11 protein-coding genes are annotated in these 15912 nt (G+C 53.9%); 8 read left to right on the forward strand and 3 right to left on the reverse strand.

Going from position 1 to position 15912, the window contains the following annotated elements:
• Positions 1-7 precede the first annotated feature (7 nt).
• The 8 genes from RQI55_RS16735 to RQI55_RS16770 all read left to right on the forward strand — a co-directional run bounded on the left by RQI55_RS16735 (position 8) and on the right by RQI55_RS16770 (position 11580).
• Positions 8-1408: an FAD-dependent oxidoreductase gene (locus RQI55_RS16735; protein ID WP_311273164.1), complete on the forward strand. Its 1401-nt coding sequence runs from the start codon at positions 8-10 to the stop codon at positions 1406-1408.
• A 19-nt stretch (positions 1409-1427) separates the two neighbouring features.
• Entirely contained in the window at positions 1428-2201 is a 774-nt protein-coding gene (locus tag RQI55_RS16740; RefSeq protein WP_042619961.1) for an aspartate/glutamate racemase family protein, read from the forward strand.
• On the forward strand, positions 2198-2974 hold the full coding sequence (locus tag RQI55_RS16745; RefSeq protein WP_042619905.1) for an aspartate/glutamate racemase family protein: 777 nt from the start codon (positions 2198-2200) through the stop codon (positions 2972-2974). Before RQI55_RS16740 ends, RQI55_RS16745 begins: the two co-directional genes overlap by 4 nt.
• A gap of 719 nt (positions 2975-3693) precedes the next feature.
• Positions 3694-4482 (forward strand): metallophosphoesterase, encoded by a 789-nt coding sequence (locus RQI55_RS16750; protein WP_311273163.1) that lies wholly within the window; start codon positions 3694-3696, stop codon positions 4480-4482.
• A 151-nt stretch (positions 4483-4633) separates the two neighbouring features.
• Positions 4634-6328 carry a type I secretion system permease/ATPase gene (locus tag RQI55_RS16755; RefSeq protein ID WP_243258234.1) on the forward strand — a complete coding sequence of 565 codons (1695 nt, stop codon included), beginning with the start codon at positions 4634-4636 and terminating at the stop codon, positions 6326-6328.
• Position 6329: 1 nt separating this feature from the next.
• Entirely contained in the window at positions 6330-7649 is a 1320-nt protein-coding gene (locus RQI55_RS16760; RefSeq protein ID WP_311273162.1) for an HlyD family type I secretion periplasmic adaptor subunit, read from the forward strand.
• Between the two features lie 212 nt (positions 7650-7861).
• The gene (locus RQI55_RS16765) at positions 7862-10129 is read left to right on the forward strand and encodes a polysaccharide biosynthesis tyrosine autokinase (RefSeq protein WP_311273161.1); all 2268 of its coding nucleotides are present in this window, start codon (positions 7862-7864) and stop codon (positions 10127-10129) included.
• Positions 10130-10206: 77 nt separating this feature from the next.
• Positions 10207-11580 carry a TolC family protein gene (locus tag RQI55_RS16770; protein ID WP_243258232.1) on the forward strand — a complete coding sequence of 458 codons (1374 nt, stop codon included), beginning with the start codon at positions 10207-10209 and terminating at the stop codon, positions 11578-11580.
• 232 nt (positions 11581-11812) lie between these two features.
• On the opposite strand, the gene RQI55_RS16775 is transcribed toward RQI55_RS16770, so the two are convergent.
• The 3 genes from RQI55_RS16775 to RQI55_RS16785 all read right to left on the reverse strand — a co-directional run bounded on the left by RQI55_RS16775 (position 11813) and on the right by RQI55_RS16785 (position 15808).
• Positions 11813-13324, reverse strand: coding sequence for an O-antigen ligase (locus tag RQI55_RS16775; RefSeq protein WP_243258231.1), 1512 nt, complete (start codon positions 13322-13324; stop codon positions 11813-11815).
• A 141-nt stretch (positions 13325-13465) separates the two neighbouring features.
• The gene (locus RQI55_RS16780) at positions 13466-14461 is read right to left on the reverse strand and encodes an NAD-dependent epimerase (protein ID WP_042619902.1); all 996 of its coding nucleotides are present in this window, start codon (positions 14459-14461) and stop codon (positions 13466-13468) included.
• Between the two features lie 39 nt (positions 14462-14500).
• Positions 14501-15808 carry a UDP-glucose/GDP-mannose dehydrogenase family protein gene (locus RQI55_RS16785; RefSeq protein WP_042619901.1) on the reverse strand — a complete coding sequence of 436 codons (1308 nt, stop codon included), beginning with the start codon at positions 15806-15808 and terminating at the stop codon, positions 14501-14503.
• Positions 15809-15912: the final 104 nt, after the last annotated feature.

Genomic DNA, 15912 nt, shown 5'->3' on the forward strand with positions numbered 1-15912 from the left:
TTGAGCCATGGCAGTGCTACAAGCCGAAGGCGTGACGTTCGATTTTGAAGTGCCTGTCGTGGTCGTCGGGGCAGGTGCCTGCGGTCTGGTCGCAGCCCTTGCCGCCCATGATGCGGGACAAGAGGTCATGGTGCTGGAGCGGGATCAGAACCCCACGGGCTCCACCTCGCTCTCTGCCGGTCTCATTCCGGCACCCTGCACAAGATTGCAGAGGGAAGCTGGCATCGAAGACAGCCCGGAGCTCTTCGCGCAGGATTTGGTCGCCAAGACCCATGACCACACGCCCGATGACATGGCACTGGTTGCGGCAAAAACAGCGGGTCCGATGATCGACTGGTTGATGGACAGCCATAAGGTCGAGTTCGAACTGGTCACGGGCTTCATGTACCCCGGCCATTCCCGTCTTCGTATGCATGGGCCGAAAAGCCGAACCGGTGCCGATCTGGAACAATCGCTTCTCGCTGCGGTATCCAGCGCCAATATCGATCTTGTAACCGAAGCGTCGGTTGAAGACCTTTATGTTGACACCAGCGGTCGCGTCACCGGCGTTCGCTTCCGCAGGCCTGATGGTGCACTGGAGATGTTGGGCTGCAAGGCGCTCGTTCTAGCTTCCTGTGGCTTTGCAGGAGACGTCGCGCTGGTGCAGAAATACATCCCGGAGATTGCCGATGCCGAGTGCTGCGGGCATCTGTCGAATACGGGTGATGCTGTGAAATGGGGTTTGCAGCTCGGTGCAGCTCTTGCCGATATGGGTGCCTATCAGGGGCATGGATCGGTTGCTCACCCGCACGCGTTGCCGTTGACATGGGCTGTCATCACCAAAGGCGGCATTCTTCTCAACACGCAAGGTCAGCGCTTTTCCAACGAGATGCGCGGCTATTCCGAACACGCCGCTGAAGTCGCCGCCCAGCCCGACAACATTGCCTGGGACATCTATGATGCCAAGGGTGAAGAGGCGGCAATCGGCTTTTACGACTACCGCGAGATCCGCAAACTGGGTGCCGTAAAAACGGCCAAGAATCTGGAAGAACTGGCAGCTGTCACGGGTCTTCCGCTTGCCGCCATTCGTGAGGAGTTCGAGGCCATCGAAAGCTGCGCACGCACCGGCGAGCCAGACCGTTTCGGTCGTAGCTTTACCCAGGATCAGCTGCTGGTCGCGCCCTACTATGCGGTGAAGGTCAACGGCGCGCTGTTCCACACTCAAGGTGGTCTGGTCATTGATGCCGAGGCCCGTGTGCTGCGCGAAGATGGAACGGCCTTGCCAAACCTGCTGGCGGGAGGCGGTGCTGCGCGTGGCGTCTCAGGCGATTCCAACTACGGCTATCTTTCCGGAAACGGTCTTTTAACGGCGACCAGCTTTGGCCGCTTGGCTGGCATCACGGCTGCCCGGCTTGCTGCTGAAAGCTGAAAAACAAGAGGAGGACGTCATGAAGAAGGTTATGGTCATCGTACCGTTTCCAATGGGCCAGGACGATATCGCCCGCAGACAAGCGCAGATGAAGGCGGTGGATCTCGGTCCTGGGATCGAGTTTCACTATCGCTCCGTGCGGGTTGGGCCCAAGAATTATTCCAGCCAGCACGACATGGCGCTTGCCGACTTCTCTATCCTCGATGCCGGGCTTGATGCTGAGAAGGAAGGCTTTGATGCCGTCTGCATCGACACAATGTCTGATAGCGGCATGTCGATGCTGCGCTCCGTCCTCACCATACCCGTCATCGCGCCGGGGCGTCATTCCATGCTGCTGGCACAGATGCTGGGCGATAAGTTCTCGATCCTGATGATGTGGGATCGCTGGAAAATGCTCTACACTAAAACGCTGGGCGAGCTTGGAATGGAGCATAAATGCGCTTCGATGCGTTCGATTGGCGTTACGCCTGATAATAAGAGCCTGCTTGCCGGCAAGGAAGACGAGGTATTTCCACTTCTGCTGGCCGCTGCGAGAAAATGCGTTGAGGAAGACGGTGCACAGGCTCTGATCCTCGGCTCCACCACCATGCATGAAGCGCATTCCTGGCTCGCCGCCCGCATCGGCGTACCCGTCATCAACCCCGGCCCACTGACTTACAAAATGGCGTCTATTGCGCTCGATCTGAACCTCACCCACAGCAAGGCGACATGGCCGACGCCGCTTACGCCCAAGCATGACATGATCCGCGCCATTGGCGCTGCCGGTGCAGCCTATCTTGAGGGCAGCCAATGACCCGCATTCTCGTCATCGTTCCCTTCGCGCTGGATGCCGAGGGCGTGCGTAACCGCGAAGCGCAATCGCAATATGTGCCGCTGCCTGCGGATTGGGAACTGACTTATCGTCCCGTCACCTGCGGCCCGACCTCCTTCATGTCCCCTCATGATTGGGGCCTGATGGACCTCGCCATTTTCGAGGCAGGATGCAACGCGCAAGACGAGGGGTTTGATGCGGTCTGCATTGATACGATGTCGGATAGCGGCATGGTCATGCTCCGTTCGGTGCTCTCCATTCCCGTCATCGGCGCAGGCAAGGCATCTATGCTCTATGCGCTTACACTCGGTGGCAAGTTCTCGGTACTCGCGCAATGGGCACCCGCGTTACCGAGATACCGCAAGGCCATCCGTGAATATGGTTTCGACCGGCAATGCGCCTCGGTGCGCAGCTTCGATCAGCCGCCGGATTTCTCCAACCTGCTGGGCGGCAAGGAAGACAGCGTCTTTCCCCGAATGCGCGATGTCGCCATGCGCTGCATCGAGGAGGATGGCGCGGAGGTCATCTGCCTGGGTTCAACCACCATGCACCAGGCTGGTGAATATCTCGCCGCGAACCTGCCGGTACCCGTCGTCAATCCCGGTCCGCTGACCTACAAGCTGGTCGAGACGTTTCTCGCCCTTGGTCTCACCCACGGCAGAGATGTCTATCCGCCGCCGGTTGAGCCAAGAATGGATATGCTACATGCGATGATGAAGGCGGGAGCGGAGGCAGAGCGGAAGGGGAAAGAGTGAGAAGGTCGCGCAGCGCTGCGATTGGGACGCATCAGCGATGACCTGATAACTTAAACGAAATGGCCTCCTGCAAACCCGGTTCGGTTCACGAGACTCCCGTTATCGAGTGCTCGCTGTGTTGAAATTATCGATGCCCTGGTATCCACTTCCATACAATGCTGCGACGCCATAGATTATCGTGGCCCACATGATGGTGGATATCGACAACACCGTGACAAAAGCCTTTGCTCGTGTGGACATGATACCTCCAATTGCTCATGCTTGTTGATAAGGGGAAACAACCTAAAAATGGGTAAAGTTGTTTCCGAGCCGATATGAAGCATTAGATGAGCCTACTGAAGAAGACGGATGGGCTTCCTATTTTTATGAAAAACTAATATTTTGGCTTATGGATACTGCCGCTTTTTCGGACGCCGAGTTAAGATGTCACGCTCCGCCTTCAGCGTTCCCACTTCTCTCTGAAGCCTATCCATCTCAATCTGCTTGGCCTTCATCTGTCCGTGACGAGAAAAAGCCTGCGCAAGGCTGACCCCTTAGTCTCGTCCCGTCACCGCCGCAACATTTGGCGGACATACATGCAAGGTTGAATAACTCCATGAAATCCGTCGCATATCTTGCCAAAGCCTTAAGACGAATCTGTCAACTATTGTGTATGCGTATCGCGGCAGTTCAAACACTGCTTTCGACAAGGTGCACGGTGAGGCAATAAGCGGTCATCCATGATTAAGAAGTTCTGGAGTTTTTTCCGAAGATCGAATCCTAATTCGTTCGCCGCACCCGCGCGTCGGCGCCTTGATCTCGGAGATAGCGATCCTGCTTACCCCATCTACGCCATAGGTGATATTCATGGCTGCATGGATTTGCTTGAGGCGGGTGAAGAAAAGATCATCAACGATATCAGAAATACTGGCCGTAAGGGGTTGGTTGTTACGCTTGGTGACTACGTTGACCGAGGAAGAAAGTCTTCGGCAGTAATTTCCCATCTCTCATCGCCAGACGTTAAGCCGTTTCGGCGTATTGCACTTTGCGGCAACCATGATCAGGCGTTCCTTTATGCGATAGAGCATCCGGAAACCATTGAGGAATGGCTTCGCTTTGGCGGCAAGGAAACCCTGCTGTCCTACGGCATAGATATCGATCATATGCGCCAGCGTCGGCAGCACATGCCCCTGATCATTGGTAGGCTTTTGCGGGACGCTGTGCCCGATGAGCACATTAACTTTTTGCGGAATCTGCCTGTGAGCCTGAAAATCGGGCGGTACCTTTTTGTACATGCAGGCATTCGTCCCGGCATCGCACTTGGAGATCAGAGTGACGAAGACCTGATGTGGATTCGGGAGCCATTCCTATCTGCGGGTTCTGGGCTGCCATTGACAGTCATTCATGGCCACACTCCCAGCCCAGCGCCATTCATGTCACAAAGTCGAATTGGGATCGATACCCAAGCTTACTCAACCGGCAATCTGACCATCCTTAAAATCGACGGCCAGAACGTGTGTCTCTTATGATAAATACAGATCGATAATTGGAATTACTCGACTTGGGCGTCAGGTTTTTCTGTGATCCGAGTAGCGTTAATGATAAATCAATTATATCATTGAATGCGTAGAGCATAAGCTTCATACGTCCGAGGTCTTATAACGGTAAAGATACCTGGATATGAATAAGAAACCTGTGAAAATGGATCTGCTTGGTCCAGCCTCTGCTCTAGCCGTTTTCACTGTTCTGACCAATGTGCTTCTGCTCGTCATGCCGCTTTACATGACCCAGGTCTACGACCGGATTCTACCGACACACAGTGTGGAAACGCTGATTTATCTGAGTATTATGGCCGGTGCAGCGCTTGGTCTTTTCGGTCTTATCGAAACTGTTCGGCAGACCCTGGCCCGGAAGCTTGCTGCACGCTACGAGTTGACTGTCCTGCCATATCTAATCAGCGGTTCAGATAGTTGGGTCTCCGCTATTGATCCGCAACTGGCAAGCAAAGTTGGAGCGGTCAAGCGCTTCGTGTCTTCAAGCGCCTACATCAATCTCTATGACTTGCCATTTGCTCCATTGTTTCTGCTCTTGATGTTTCTCGTCCACCCGCTCCTGGGCGCTCTCACGGCTGGAGGCATGGTTCTGCTTGCATTGGTCACTCTGATGAACGAGTGGCTTTCCCGTCGGGCGTCGGCTGCAGCATCGGCGCAGCAATCCATTGCGGCACGATACGCTGAGGAAGCGCTTGGTGCGCATGAAGATTTGAGGGCCATGGGAATGGGGCCAGCAATGGTAACCCGCTGGATGGGCAGCGCGCTTTACGCCGCAGATGCTACAGACCGTGCAGGCGCGGTGCAGGCTCGATTTTATGGCTTGTCTCGCTTTATTCGCCAAACACTACAGATGGCCACACTTGGTTTTGGCGCTTGGCTAGTTATCCGCGGTAATATGTCACCAGGTCTTATTTTTGCATCTTCCATCGTCTCAGCACGCGCCCTTATGCCAATCGAGCAACTTGTAGGGGCGTCGAAGGTTATTTCGGAAGCTCGCAAGGCCAAGCGCGACATTGATACGGTCATTAATCAGGTTGGCGCGACGACAGATGCTCGAGTCGATTTGCCTTCACCGGCCGGGCATGTCTCGGCGCGCAATGTCAAACTCGAGCTCGGAGCAGGGTCCGACGCCCCGCTCATTGTGAACGATGTTTCCATTGATTTCGCTCCAGGTCAGATCAGCGTGATCGTCGGCCCTTCCGGCTCAGGAAAATCGACACTTTTGCGGTTGCTGTGCGGCGCAGGCCTTCCAACTGGTGGTGAAATAAGGTTGGACGGATTCCGGCTTTCTGAATGGCCTACCAAAGCTCGAGGGCAAGCATTTGGATACATGGCCCAGCAGACCACGTTATTCGAAGGAAGCGTAGCGCAAAACATAGCTCGCTTTGATTTGGCAGCCAGCGATAGTTCTATTGTAGAGGCTGCGCGCCGCGCTCACGCCCATGAATTCATTTCCACTCTTCCCCAGGGTTACAACACCCGCATTGGGCTGCGCGGCGTCAGGCTTTCTGGTGGCCAGGCTCAGCGCATTGCACTGGCTCGCGCTTTACATACCCAACCCGCAGTACTGGTGCTGGATGAGCCGAATTCAAATCTGGACAGCGCGGGTGAAGACGCCCTGATTCAGGTTCTGGTAAGCGAAAGGGCAGCTGGTCGTACGATCATCGCGGTCACACATCGCTCAAGCCTGCTTGCCATAGCCAACACGGTTTACCTGATGGAAAAGGGCAAGGTCCGCCTCGCAAACTCACCAGTCATTGCGCGTGGTCAGATGCTAACGGTTTCCGCCACCCCAAGTGGCGGAGCGCAAGCAGGAACGTAACATGGACCAAAGAGATCTCATTAAAATCCGGCACCGTGTAACGTCCATCAATGGTACAATGTTGATTGGCGCGTTGATGACGGCAGTTTTTCTTGGCGGCTTTGCTGCATGGGCGTTCACCGTTCCACTCTCTGGTGCAATCATAGCCCGGGGCTCTATTATTACGGATGGTAATGTCCGGGTTGTAAGGCACGAGCGCGGCGGTGTTCTGGCCAGTCTGTCCGTTCGAGAGGGAGAGCAAGTCAAGCAGGGCGACGTTATAGCAGTCCTCTCGCGTGCAGAAGATGAGGCTGCGGTAAAGGAGCTTGAAACGCGAAAGGTTGGTTTGCGTCTGAAACAGGCTCGACTGGATGCCGAAATGCGTCAGGAGCAGAGTCTTGATCTGGATATCAAGTCCTTGATGGAGGCTGAGCCTGCAATCAATCCGGTAGAAGTTGAGCAGTTGCTGGAGGACCAGACACGGGAATTCACGACGAGACGGACGCAGTTAAACGATATGCTGGAGATTTTCCAGTCGCAGCGGCGGGCGTTGACGGGTCAGCTAACTGGCTTGTCAGGTGAGCTTGACTCCCTTCGTAAGCAGCGGGAAAGCATGGCAACGGACATTGCTCTCAGGCAACAAGCCATTCGTAACGGCCTTGGCCGTGAAAGCCTGCTGCGTGAAATTGAGCGCCAGTCCGATGCATTGTCCGGTAATGTCTCTAAGACAGAAGCGGCAATTGAGGCGATCAATCACCAGATCAGTGAAACTGATAACCGCATTGCAGCAGAGCGCTCGGTTTTCTACCAGAAGATCAGCGATGAAATGTCAAAAACCCGCTCCGACTATCTGGAAATCAGCGAAGGCCTCAAGGGCAAACTGGATGCGACTGCTCGTATCGAAATTCGTTCGCCAGTTACGGGCGTGGTCAACAAATTGCATGTCAATACAATCGGAAGTGCGGTTGAGCCATTCAGTCCGCTCTTCGAAATCGTGCCAGTGGACCAGCCCTTGCTCATTGAGGCCAAGCTTGATCCTTCAGATGTTGACGATGTTTATCTTCGCCAGAACGCACGTGTCGTGATTTCTGCATTCAACCGGCATCTTTACGATCAGATCTCTGCGCATATTACCTTTGTCGGTGCCGATGTACGTCAGGATCGTGCCGATTTGCCGCCTTACTATACAATACGGTTGGCAGTGGATGATGGGGAACGGGCCAAGATTCCTGAAATCGTGCCAGGCATGCCAAGTGAAGTGTTTTTGGCCACTCATCAAAGGACATTTTTTGAGTATTTGGCCGAGCCCTTCGTGCAAAGCTTTCGAAGGGCTTTCCGGTAGTAAAAAAATCAGCGCAGAGGCATCTTCGATAAATCATAATTGAGACACGTGACAGGAATCTTGTTATCAGGACTCGATGCTGATCGTAATGGAGAAGCGAGAATACTGTAGCTCTGGTCTGGTTACTTATTCTGAATGATTAAAAAGATACTCTTGAGAAAGCCATTTGGATTTCGAGAGCCTAACCATTGAGGGCGACCGTGGTGAATGAAATGCCGACGTTTCAGCAAAGGCCTGCTTTCAACGACAATACAGATGTCGAGGGTGACGGGGTGATCGATCTCGAACGGTTGTTCAAGGCCGTAATGAGACAGCGGGTCATTGTCGCGGCGGTCGCCGCTTTGATGATGGTTGTTTCAGGCATCTATGCGATTACGGCCGTCCCCATGTTCACGGCCACTTCCAGTGTCATGATCGACAAGGGACGGAGTCTGGTTCTCCAGCAACTCACCGACCTTGGGGGCAGTTCTGATGATGAAACGACCGTTCTTAGCCAGATCGAAGTCTTTCGCTCACAAGCGGTTGGCTACGAGGTGGTTGATCGGCTGAAACTCGTCGATAATGCCGAATTCATGGCTGAAGACCGTTCGATCATCGACGTGCTGAAAAGCGGGTTAGCGGGCATTTTTGGCTCGGATGAGACCGAAGGCTCGCCGGATGCGGACCAGCTTCGGGATTCCGCGCTTTCTCGGCTGCAGGCAGGCATGGATGTAGAGCGCGTTGGGCAGACATACATCATCAATATTTCCTACACGTCGCCCTCGCCCGAACTTTCCGCGAAAATTGCGACGGGTATAGCAGAAGCCTATCTCAGGGATTCGCTCAACTCAAAATATGAGGCGACCCGCCGTGCAAGCAAGTGGCTGCAGGAACGCATAGCCGAATTGGAGCAAAAGGCCCTACAATCTGATCTCGCGGTTGAGCGCTTCCGGGCATCGAATGGCTTGCTCAGCACGGGCAATGGTCTCGTCACTGACCAGAACCTAGCACAGATAAACAGTGCTTTGGGCACTGCGCAGTCCCAAGCTGCCACAGCGCGGGCACGTTACGAGGAGATCACGAAAAACATCGAAGCAAACGACGTCGATGCCGTGGTCAAGGAGGTTCTGGACAGCCCGATCGCTAATAATCTCCGCGAACAATATTTGCTGTCTGCAAAAAGCGAGGCGGAAATTTCGGCTCGACTTGGGCCAAACCATGAGCAGGCAGTTCGACACCGCCGAAACATGGCGGAGTACAAGGCCCTTCTTTTTGGTGAACTCGGTCGTATCGCGCAAAGTTATAACAACGAAGCGCAGGTGGCGGACGGACGCGTACGAAGCCTACTGGCCAGTCTAGCAACATCAAGCTCGCAAAGCGCTGTTGCAGATCAAAGTCAGGTCAAGCTGCGTGAACTGCAGCGCGAAGCGGAGACATATCGCAACCTCTACCAATCATTCCTGCAGCGTTACCAGCAAGCTATCCAGCAGCAGTCCTTTTCAGCGACCGGCGCTCGCATTATTTCGCGCGCTGCCCCTCCGTTGATTCCTTCTTCTCCGAAATTGATGCTGAGCATTGTCGGAGGCCTCCTTCTCGGCGGCATCCTTGGCGGCGCAATCGGCGCATTACGTGAATTTCAAGAACGCTTTTACCGGACAGGCGATGGCATCAGAGAGGACTTGGGCAAAGAGTTTCTCGGCATGCTGCCGTTGGTTGATGATCGCGATAATACAGCTCTGCCTGTGGTTTCCGAACAAGCAACGGAACGAAGCGTTCGTGCAGGAAGCCTGACCTCTCGATATTCGCTCAGCAACCCATTGTCCTCGTTTGCGGAGACACTGAGAAGCGCAAAAATTGCCGTCGACTTCAGCACGAGCCCAAATGCAAACCGCATAGTAGGCATTGCTTCCACATTGCCAGATGAAGGTAAGTCCACTGTTGCCGTCAACTTCGCACGTCTTCTGGCGAGCCAGGGTCATCAGTGTGTGTTGATAGATGCAGACCTTCGGAGCCCGGGAGCAACGCGGATGATCGCTCCACACGCCAAGGCCGGTTTGGTTGAAGTGCTTCTGGGCGAGGTATCTATGGAAGATGCGTTGATGACAGATCCCCTGAGCGGCATGAAGTTTATGCCAACGGTCCTGCGCGAGCGACTTCCATTTTCTGCCGAACTTCTGGTTTCGCCAGCAATGCGCGGTGTCTTTGCCAATCTTCTTAGTAAATATGAATATATCGTGCTCGATCTTCCGCCTGTTGGGGCGGTGGTGGATGCCAGAGCGCTCTCATCCACAATCGACAGCTTTGTCTATGTCGTGGAATGGGGCAGAACAGCGCGACGTGCTGTAAGGAATGCATTTCAAACCGAAGAACAGATCTCTCGTAAATGTGCAGGCGTTATTTTGAGCAAGGTCGACCAGAAAAAAATGCGTCTTTACAGCTTACACGGGGATACGGAATACTACGCTTCCCGTTATTCAAGTTACTATGAGGAGGCCAGTTGATGACTATGCCTATCTTCTTTCTTAAGAATTCATTAAGCAATATTGTTTAATATTCGGTAACCATCCGGAGGTTATCGATGCGACACTTGGGGTTGACCCTGGCGCCTGTTCTGCTGCTGGCACTGATGCTGATGACCGGCTGCTCTCAGACGGCCTCACAGGCGTCGTGCCCGGCTCCAGACAGGACGTGCGCTAGCGCCGTTCCAGCTCAAAATCGAGATCGGGCGAACCTTGGCCCTCTTTCTCAATCGGCCGGGCAGACCGCCGAAGTCCGAGCATCGCTTGCGCGTCAGGGAGCGGCAAGCAGTGAAATTGATTCAGCGCGAGCGATGTCACGTCCGACCGTTTCTCTGGAAGCAAATTACAAACTGACGCCATTACAAAACGGGACACGCAATCTGAGCGGAAACGAGCAGAGTACGGCGCTTGTTATGGATATCCCGATTTATCAAGGTGGCAGGGACACCGCCGCATTAGCGCTGGCTTACTCCAACTATCGCGCGTCCAGCGCAACGACCGCGACTACATTTCTCTCAGTTTCGGTAGCCATATTATCGTCTGACCTCGAACTGCGTCGCCAGGATCGCACCAAGGCTATTCTGACGCAGCACGGCAAGGCTTTAGCCCAATTGCGCCGTGCGGTTGCTTCGGAGCAGACTGAAGGATCCGCAACGCGCGTGGATATTACGGATGTTGACAGGCAATTACTTCAGATCGAACTGAACCAACGCCAATCCAGCTTGCAGCGGCTTGAGGCGGAACGGACTCTGGCAAGGCTACGCGCCCCGGCTTCGATTGAAGCCAGCATGATGTTGGCGAAACTGGAGTCCCGTTTCCCAAAAGCGGTAGCGGAGTTGCAATCGCTTGCGGCCGCGAATAATCCTCGTATTGCTGCAAGGCAAGCCGAGATAGAGGCGGCATATGCTCGACTCAGTCAGGCCGATGCAGCTTATAAGCCGCGCCTCGGCCTTCGAATTTCTGCGGGTTTGGATCGTGAGAACTACGGCCAATCGGACAATTCCACGGATGCCAGTGCAACCTTGAACTTTTCGATGCCTCTCTACACCGGAGGTGCACGAGAGGCGTCCCTTCGCAGCCGCGAAAAGGAAATTGAGGCGGCTACGTTCGATAAGCACGCTATATTACAAGATGTCGGAACCACACTTGCCGCTTCCATGCAGCGTCTCGAGACCGCTCGTGCGATACTTGCGCTTGCGCAAAAGCAAGAGAATGGTGCGCGAATGAGATCGGTCGGCGTGAAAACAGAGAGAGAACTGGGTGAGCGGAGCGTTTTCGACGAAATTCGTGCTATTTCCGATATTGCGGATGCGCAACTAGCGGTGAATAACGCACGCTATGAGGCAGACATGGCACGTCTCACCATCGCAGCGGAATGCGGCCTACTGAGTGACGGTTCCATCAGCCCAGCCGTTCAAATCTCGGGGCTCTAATTAGAATCTTGTGGATCTATTAGATATTGCGGTCCTTTCCATCTGGATCAACCCTTGTGTTTGTGAATACAACTGGGCACGTCAAGCTAGCTGAAAGCCTTTAAAAACCGTACCGCGCATGACAGCCCACCCGGGCTGCACCATCCACCGGATTCATGCGGGCTCTAGAGGGCCGCTATTGAGCCGCCCCTTGGCCTTTTTAGTCCTCCGTTGATACAGAGCCGCGGTCGCTTTATCGGTGCCGCATCTTATTCGGGGGCAGGGAGGACAAAGCTGCCAGGATGCCGGATGTTGATGCAAACCAGACCGCAAATCCAGGTATCTGTAATGAGAAGTCTAGGGCGCTGTGCAGCATCACCAGAAGCAGAACTGAAAGCCCCAGAATGCCAGCGAAGCGGAATCTGCGACGTTTGCGAATACCATGTATGAATACTGATGCAAGAGCGGTAATCGTAGTGACGATCATTGCCAACCCCATCGCGCCGAAACCCACTATGGCCTCCAGATAAACGTTGTGCGCGCGGTCAAAAACGCCACCCAAGCCGCAGGCCGGATCGCGATAGGCGGGAAACACATCTCGAAAGCTCGTTAATCCGGCTCCCATTGGCCAGCTTTCAGACAACATCTTCATAATTCCAGGCAATATACAAAAGCGTGAGTCGGTGAGACCACTCTCCTTGGCGCGCAATACTGCTTGCCCTGAAAACGTGCCGAAGACAGCGCCGACGATCAGAAGCATCAAAGCGGCTACCAACGAGCGTTTCATCCAGGTGTTCAATGGAGCTTTGGTTTCCGGAGTTTTTCTTTTACGGGTATCAACCAGCGCTGAAATCACAAGAAAGAACGATACTGCAATTGCGGTAGCGCCAACCCCGGCTCGTGATCGTGTCAGAAGCAAGGCTGTGAACACCACGAATGTCAGAAATGCGATTAGCCATGTTCGCCGCACGATAAAGCTGTGCTGAAGGTCGAAAATTGTCGCCAGCAACCGACCGCGGCTGAGGTCAAGTGAGCGCCAGCATTTTAGTAGCAAAGCTGTGAGAATGAGCAGTAGGACTCCGTAGAATGTTGCTGCGGTATTTCGGTTCACGAACGGTGCCGTTAAACTGTCGAGATAAAAGGTCTTCTGTCCGAACAGTAGCGACCTCGGCGCTATGGTGAATTGTAGGACTGCAAATATAGCCAGCGCTCCGCCACCGAACGCCAGCATTCTCAATCCATGGCTCGCGCGGTCATCATTGTTGAAGAGCAACAAAGTCAGAATGAATACAGCAAAAGGAAGCGCAAGTTTCACTATGCCCGTTGGTGCGTCACCGGGAGTGAGGCTTACTGTGTGCTGAATATCGTCGGCTAAAAGCCCACCGGTTTGATCCCATACCAGGTCTGCGAAGGCTGAGCTGTAGCTGGGCAAAGCTTGGAAATGAGCCCATGCGACGCCAGCAGCGAGGGTAAGGCACGCGAGAAAGAACAGACCACGGATATGCTCCGGGATGCCTCGATTGCCGATGACAACAACTGGAAGGTACAGAAAGGCAAAAATGGTGACTGCAGCGACCGCAGTGGTATCCACTGCGCCATAAGTCACGAGTGAAAAACAGATGATTAGCCAGTAACCGACCTCCATAACCCGGAATAGAAGGTCTTTCGATTGCTGCGTCCCCGCGGATTCGACGTCTTTAGTTCGCTGCAAAGATAGCGGCTCTAGCGGCGCGTACGAACCTGTCGACGGACGATCTTTCAACATACCTACTCCTCACCGCCTCTGCTCTGTCAATTCAACTGCAGCGATTTAAGCAAGGGCGAGGTTGTTAAAAACTATTTGCACGGATTCCGGAAGATAAATCTCTTCACTGGACCCACATCAATCGACATGGCGGCCGCGAAACTAGTTAAAGTAAGATTTGTACCAATCCACAAATCTACCAACACCGGTTTTTACATCGATTTGCGGTACGAAGCCGGTAAGTGACTGTAGCAACTCTGTTGCAGCAAAAGTTCGAGGAACGTCGCCCTGCTGCATTGGCAACATGTTTCGAATGGCTTTCTTGCCCAACGCCTCCTCGATCGTGTCGACAAAATCAAGCAAGGCGACCGGCTGTCCGCCGCCGATATTCACGATCCGGAACGGTCCTTGAGCCGAAAGCGTGTCTCCTGCGACGCGGTTTTCAGGGGAGGGCGGGATATTGGCCAGCCTGACGATTGCTTCTACGAGGTCATCGATATACGTAAAGTCCCGGCTCATCTGGCCTTCACCATAGATATCGATTGGCCTGCCGTTCTCGATGGCATCGACAAACTTGAACAGGGCCATATCCGGCCGCCCCCACGGTCCATAAACAGTGAAGAACCGGAAACACGTCGTAGGAATTTTATAAAGGTGCGCATAGCTATGCCCCATGACTTCCATCGACTTTTTGGTGGCAGCATAAAGCGTCATGGGCTCATCTGCGCGATCGGTTTCCGCAAACGGAATCTGCTCGTTGGCGCCATAAATAGAGGACGTTGATGCCATCAAAAGATGCTTGGCGCCAACCGTCTTCGCCAGCTCAAGTATGTTCCAGGAACCTATTAAATTACTGTCGACGTATGCCTTTGGGTTTTCCAGGCTATATCGAACGCCAGCCTGAGCAGCCAGATGAATGATGACATCTGGCTCCCCAGCGTCCGCGGCTTCAGCAAGTGTCTCCTTGCTTTCCAGCATCCCGATAACGGGTCGGAAACCGTTAGAGCGCGCAAGTATCGAATGGCGGGCCTCTTTGAGCCTGACGTCGTAATACGGCGTCATCCCATCGAGTCCGGTCACAAAATGACCTTCATCCAGCAACCGCTTTGCAACATTAAAACCGATAAATCCGGCCGTTCCAGTTATCAGATATCTCATGTTACTGCCTTTCGCATTCGCCATTCACGCCGCTAATCCCTATTCAGGGCGACCGATACTGCTGTAGGTGAAGCCATGTTTGGTGACCTCATCGCTACGATAGATATTGCGCAGATCCACAAGCACGGGTTGGTTCATTATTGTCTTGAGGCGATCAAAATCCAGCGCACGGAACTGGTTCCACTCTGTCACGATGACCAGCGCATCCGCGCCTTCCGCAGCGGCATAGGGGCTCGATGCATAGGAGATGTCGTTCATCATGCTACGCGCGTTTTCCATACCTTCGGGATCATAACCAACAACCTTGGCACCGGCATCTGTCAGCGTCTGTATGATGGTAATGGCGGGACTATCGCGCATATCGTCCGTATTCGGCTTAAATGTTAGCCCGAGGATAGCAATGGTCTTGTCACGTACATCACCGCCGGCTGCGGCGATGATTTTACGACCCATGGCTCGTTTACGGTTGTCATTGATTGCGACCGTGGTCTCGATCAGACGTACCGGGCTGTCGTTGTCCTGAGCCGTCTTGACCAGCGCCAGAGTGTCCTTCGGAAAGCAGGAACCGCCATAGCCAGGTCCAGCATTGAGGAACTTGGAGCCGATGCGGCCGTCTATACCAATACCACGCGCAACTTCCTGAACGTTCGCGCCGACCTTTTCGCACAGATCGGCCATCTCGTTGATGAACGTGATCTTCATAGCCAGGAAGGCGTTGCCAGCATACTTGATCAACTCGGATGTGCGGCGAGTTGTAAACAGCAGCGGAGACTGGTTGAGATAAAGCGGACGATAGACTTCCGTCATGACCGGACGCGCTCGTTCGTCATTCATGCCGACCACAATTCGGTCTGGGCGTTTGAAATCTTCGATCGCGGCGCCCTCGCGCAGAAACTCTGGGTTTGAAACCACCGCAACATCCGCATTGGGATTAGCTTCCCTTACGATACGTTCTACTTCGTCGCCGGTCCCGACCGGAACTGTCGACTTGGTTACAATGACGGTAAAGCCGTTTACGTTCTGCGCGATATCACGTGCTGCAGCATAAACGTAGGAAAGGTCTGCATGACCGTCACCGCGGCGTGAAGGAGTGCCCACTGCGATGAAAACCACGTCTGCTCCGCTGACACTTGCTGCCAGATCCGTAGAGAAACTCAGTCGTCCTGCTGCCACGTTTTCCGCAACCAGTTGCTCCAGGCCCGGTTCAAAAATCGGAATCTTGCCGTTCCGTAAGGCTTCAACCTTACTTTCGTCTCGATCCAAACAAATGACGTCATGTCCAAAATCTGCAAAGCAAACACCGGACACCAGGCCAACGTAGCCTGCACCAATCATCGTAATCTTCATAGCGGGTCTCTGCCTCTTAAAACCATACGGGTCATTGTTTCTGCAATGCAGCAATTGTCGCCTATCATTGCAAGTTTTAATTTAGTGCCAACAAGATATGAGCT

The organism is Rhizobium sp. WCS2018Hpa-16 (assembly GCF_031843705.1).
Lineage (GTDB): Bacteria > Pseudomonadota > Alphaproteobacteria > Rhizobiales > Rhizobiaceae > Agrobacterium > Agrobacterium tumefaciens_C.

Excerpts from the sequence above, each read along its gene's own strand:
- RQI55_RS16770 (WP_243258232.1), top strand. The coding sequence starts at position 10,207 with ATGCGACACTTGGGGTTGACCCTGGCGCCTGTTCTGCTGCTGGCACTG.
- RQI55_RS16765 (WP_311273161.1), top strand. The coding sequence starts at position 7,862 with ATGCCGACGTTTCAGCAAAGGCCTGCTTTCAACGACAATACAGATGTC.
- RQI55_RS16755 (WP_243258234.1), top strand. The coding sequence starts at position 4,634 with ATGAATAAGAAACCTGTGAAAATGGATCTGCTTGGTCCAGCCTCTGCT.
- RQI55_RS16780 (WP_042619902.1), bottom strand. The coding sequence starts at position 14,461 with ATGAGATATCTGATAACTGGAACGGCCGGATTTATCGGTTTTAATGTT.
- RQI55_RS16750 (WP_311273163.1), top strand. The coding sequence starts at position 3,694 with ATGATTAAGAAGTTCTGGAGTTTTTTCCGAAGATCGAATCCTAATTCG.
- RQI55_RS16745 (WP_042619905.1), top strand. The coding sequence starts at position 2,198 with ATGACCCGCATTCTCGTCATCGTTCCCTTCGCGCTGGATGCCGAGGGC.
- RQI55_RS16775 (WP_243258231.1), bottom strand. The coding sequence starts at position 13,324 with ATGTTGAAAGATCGTCCGTCGACAGGTTCGTACGCGCCGCTAGAGCCG.
- RQI55_RS16740 (WP_042619961.1), top strand. The coding sequence starts at position 1,428 with ATGAAGAAGGTTATGGTCATCGTACCGTTTCCAATGGGCCAGGACGAT.
- RQI55_RS16735 (WP_311273164.1), top strand. The coding sequence starts at position 8 with ATGGCAGTGCTACAAGCCGAAGGCGTGACGTTCGATTTTGAAGTGCCT.
- RQI55_RS16760 (WP_311273162.1), top strand. The coding sequence starts at position 6,330 with ATGGACCAAAGAGATCTCATTAAAATCCGGCACCGTGTAACGTCCATC.
- RQI55_RS16785 (WP_042619901.1), bottom strand. The coding sequence starts at position 15,808 with ATGAAGATTACGATGATTGGTGCAGGCTACGTTGGCCTGGTGTCCGGT.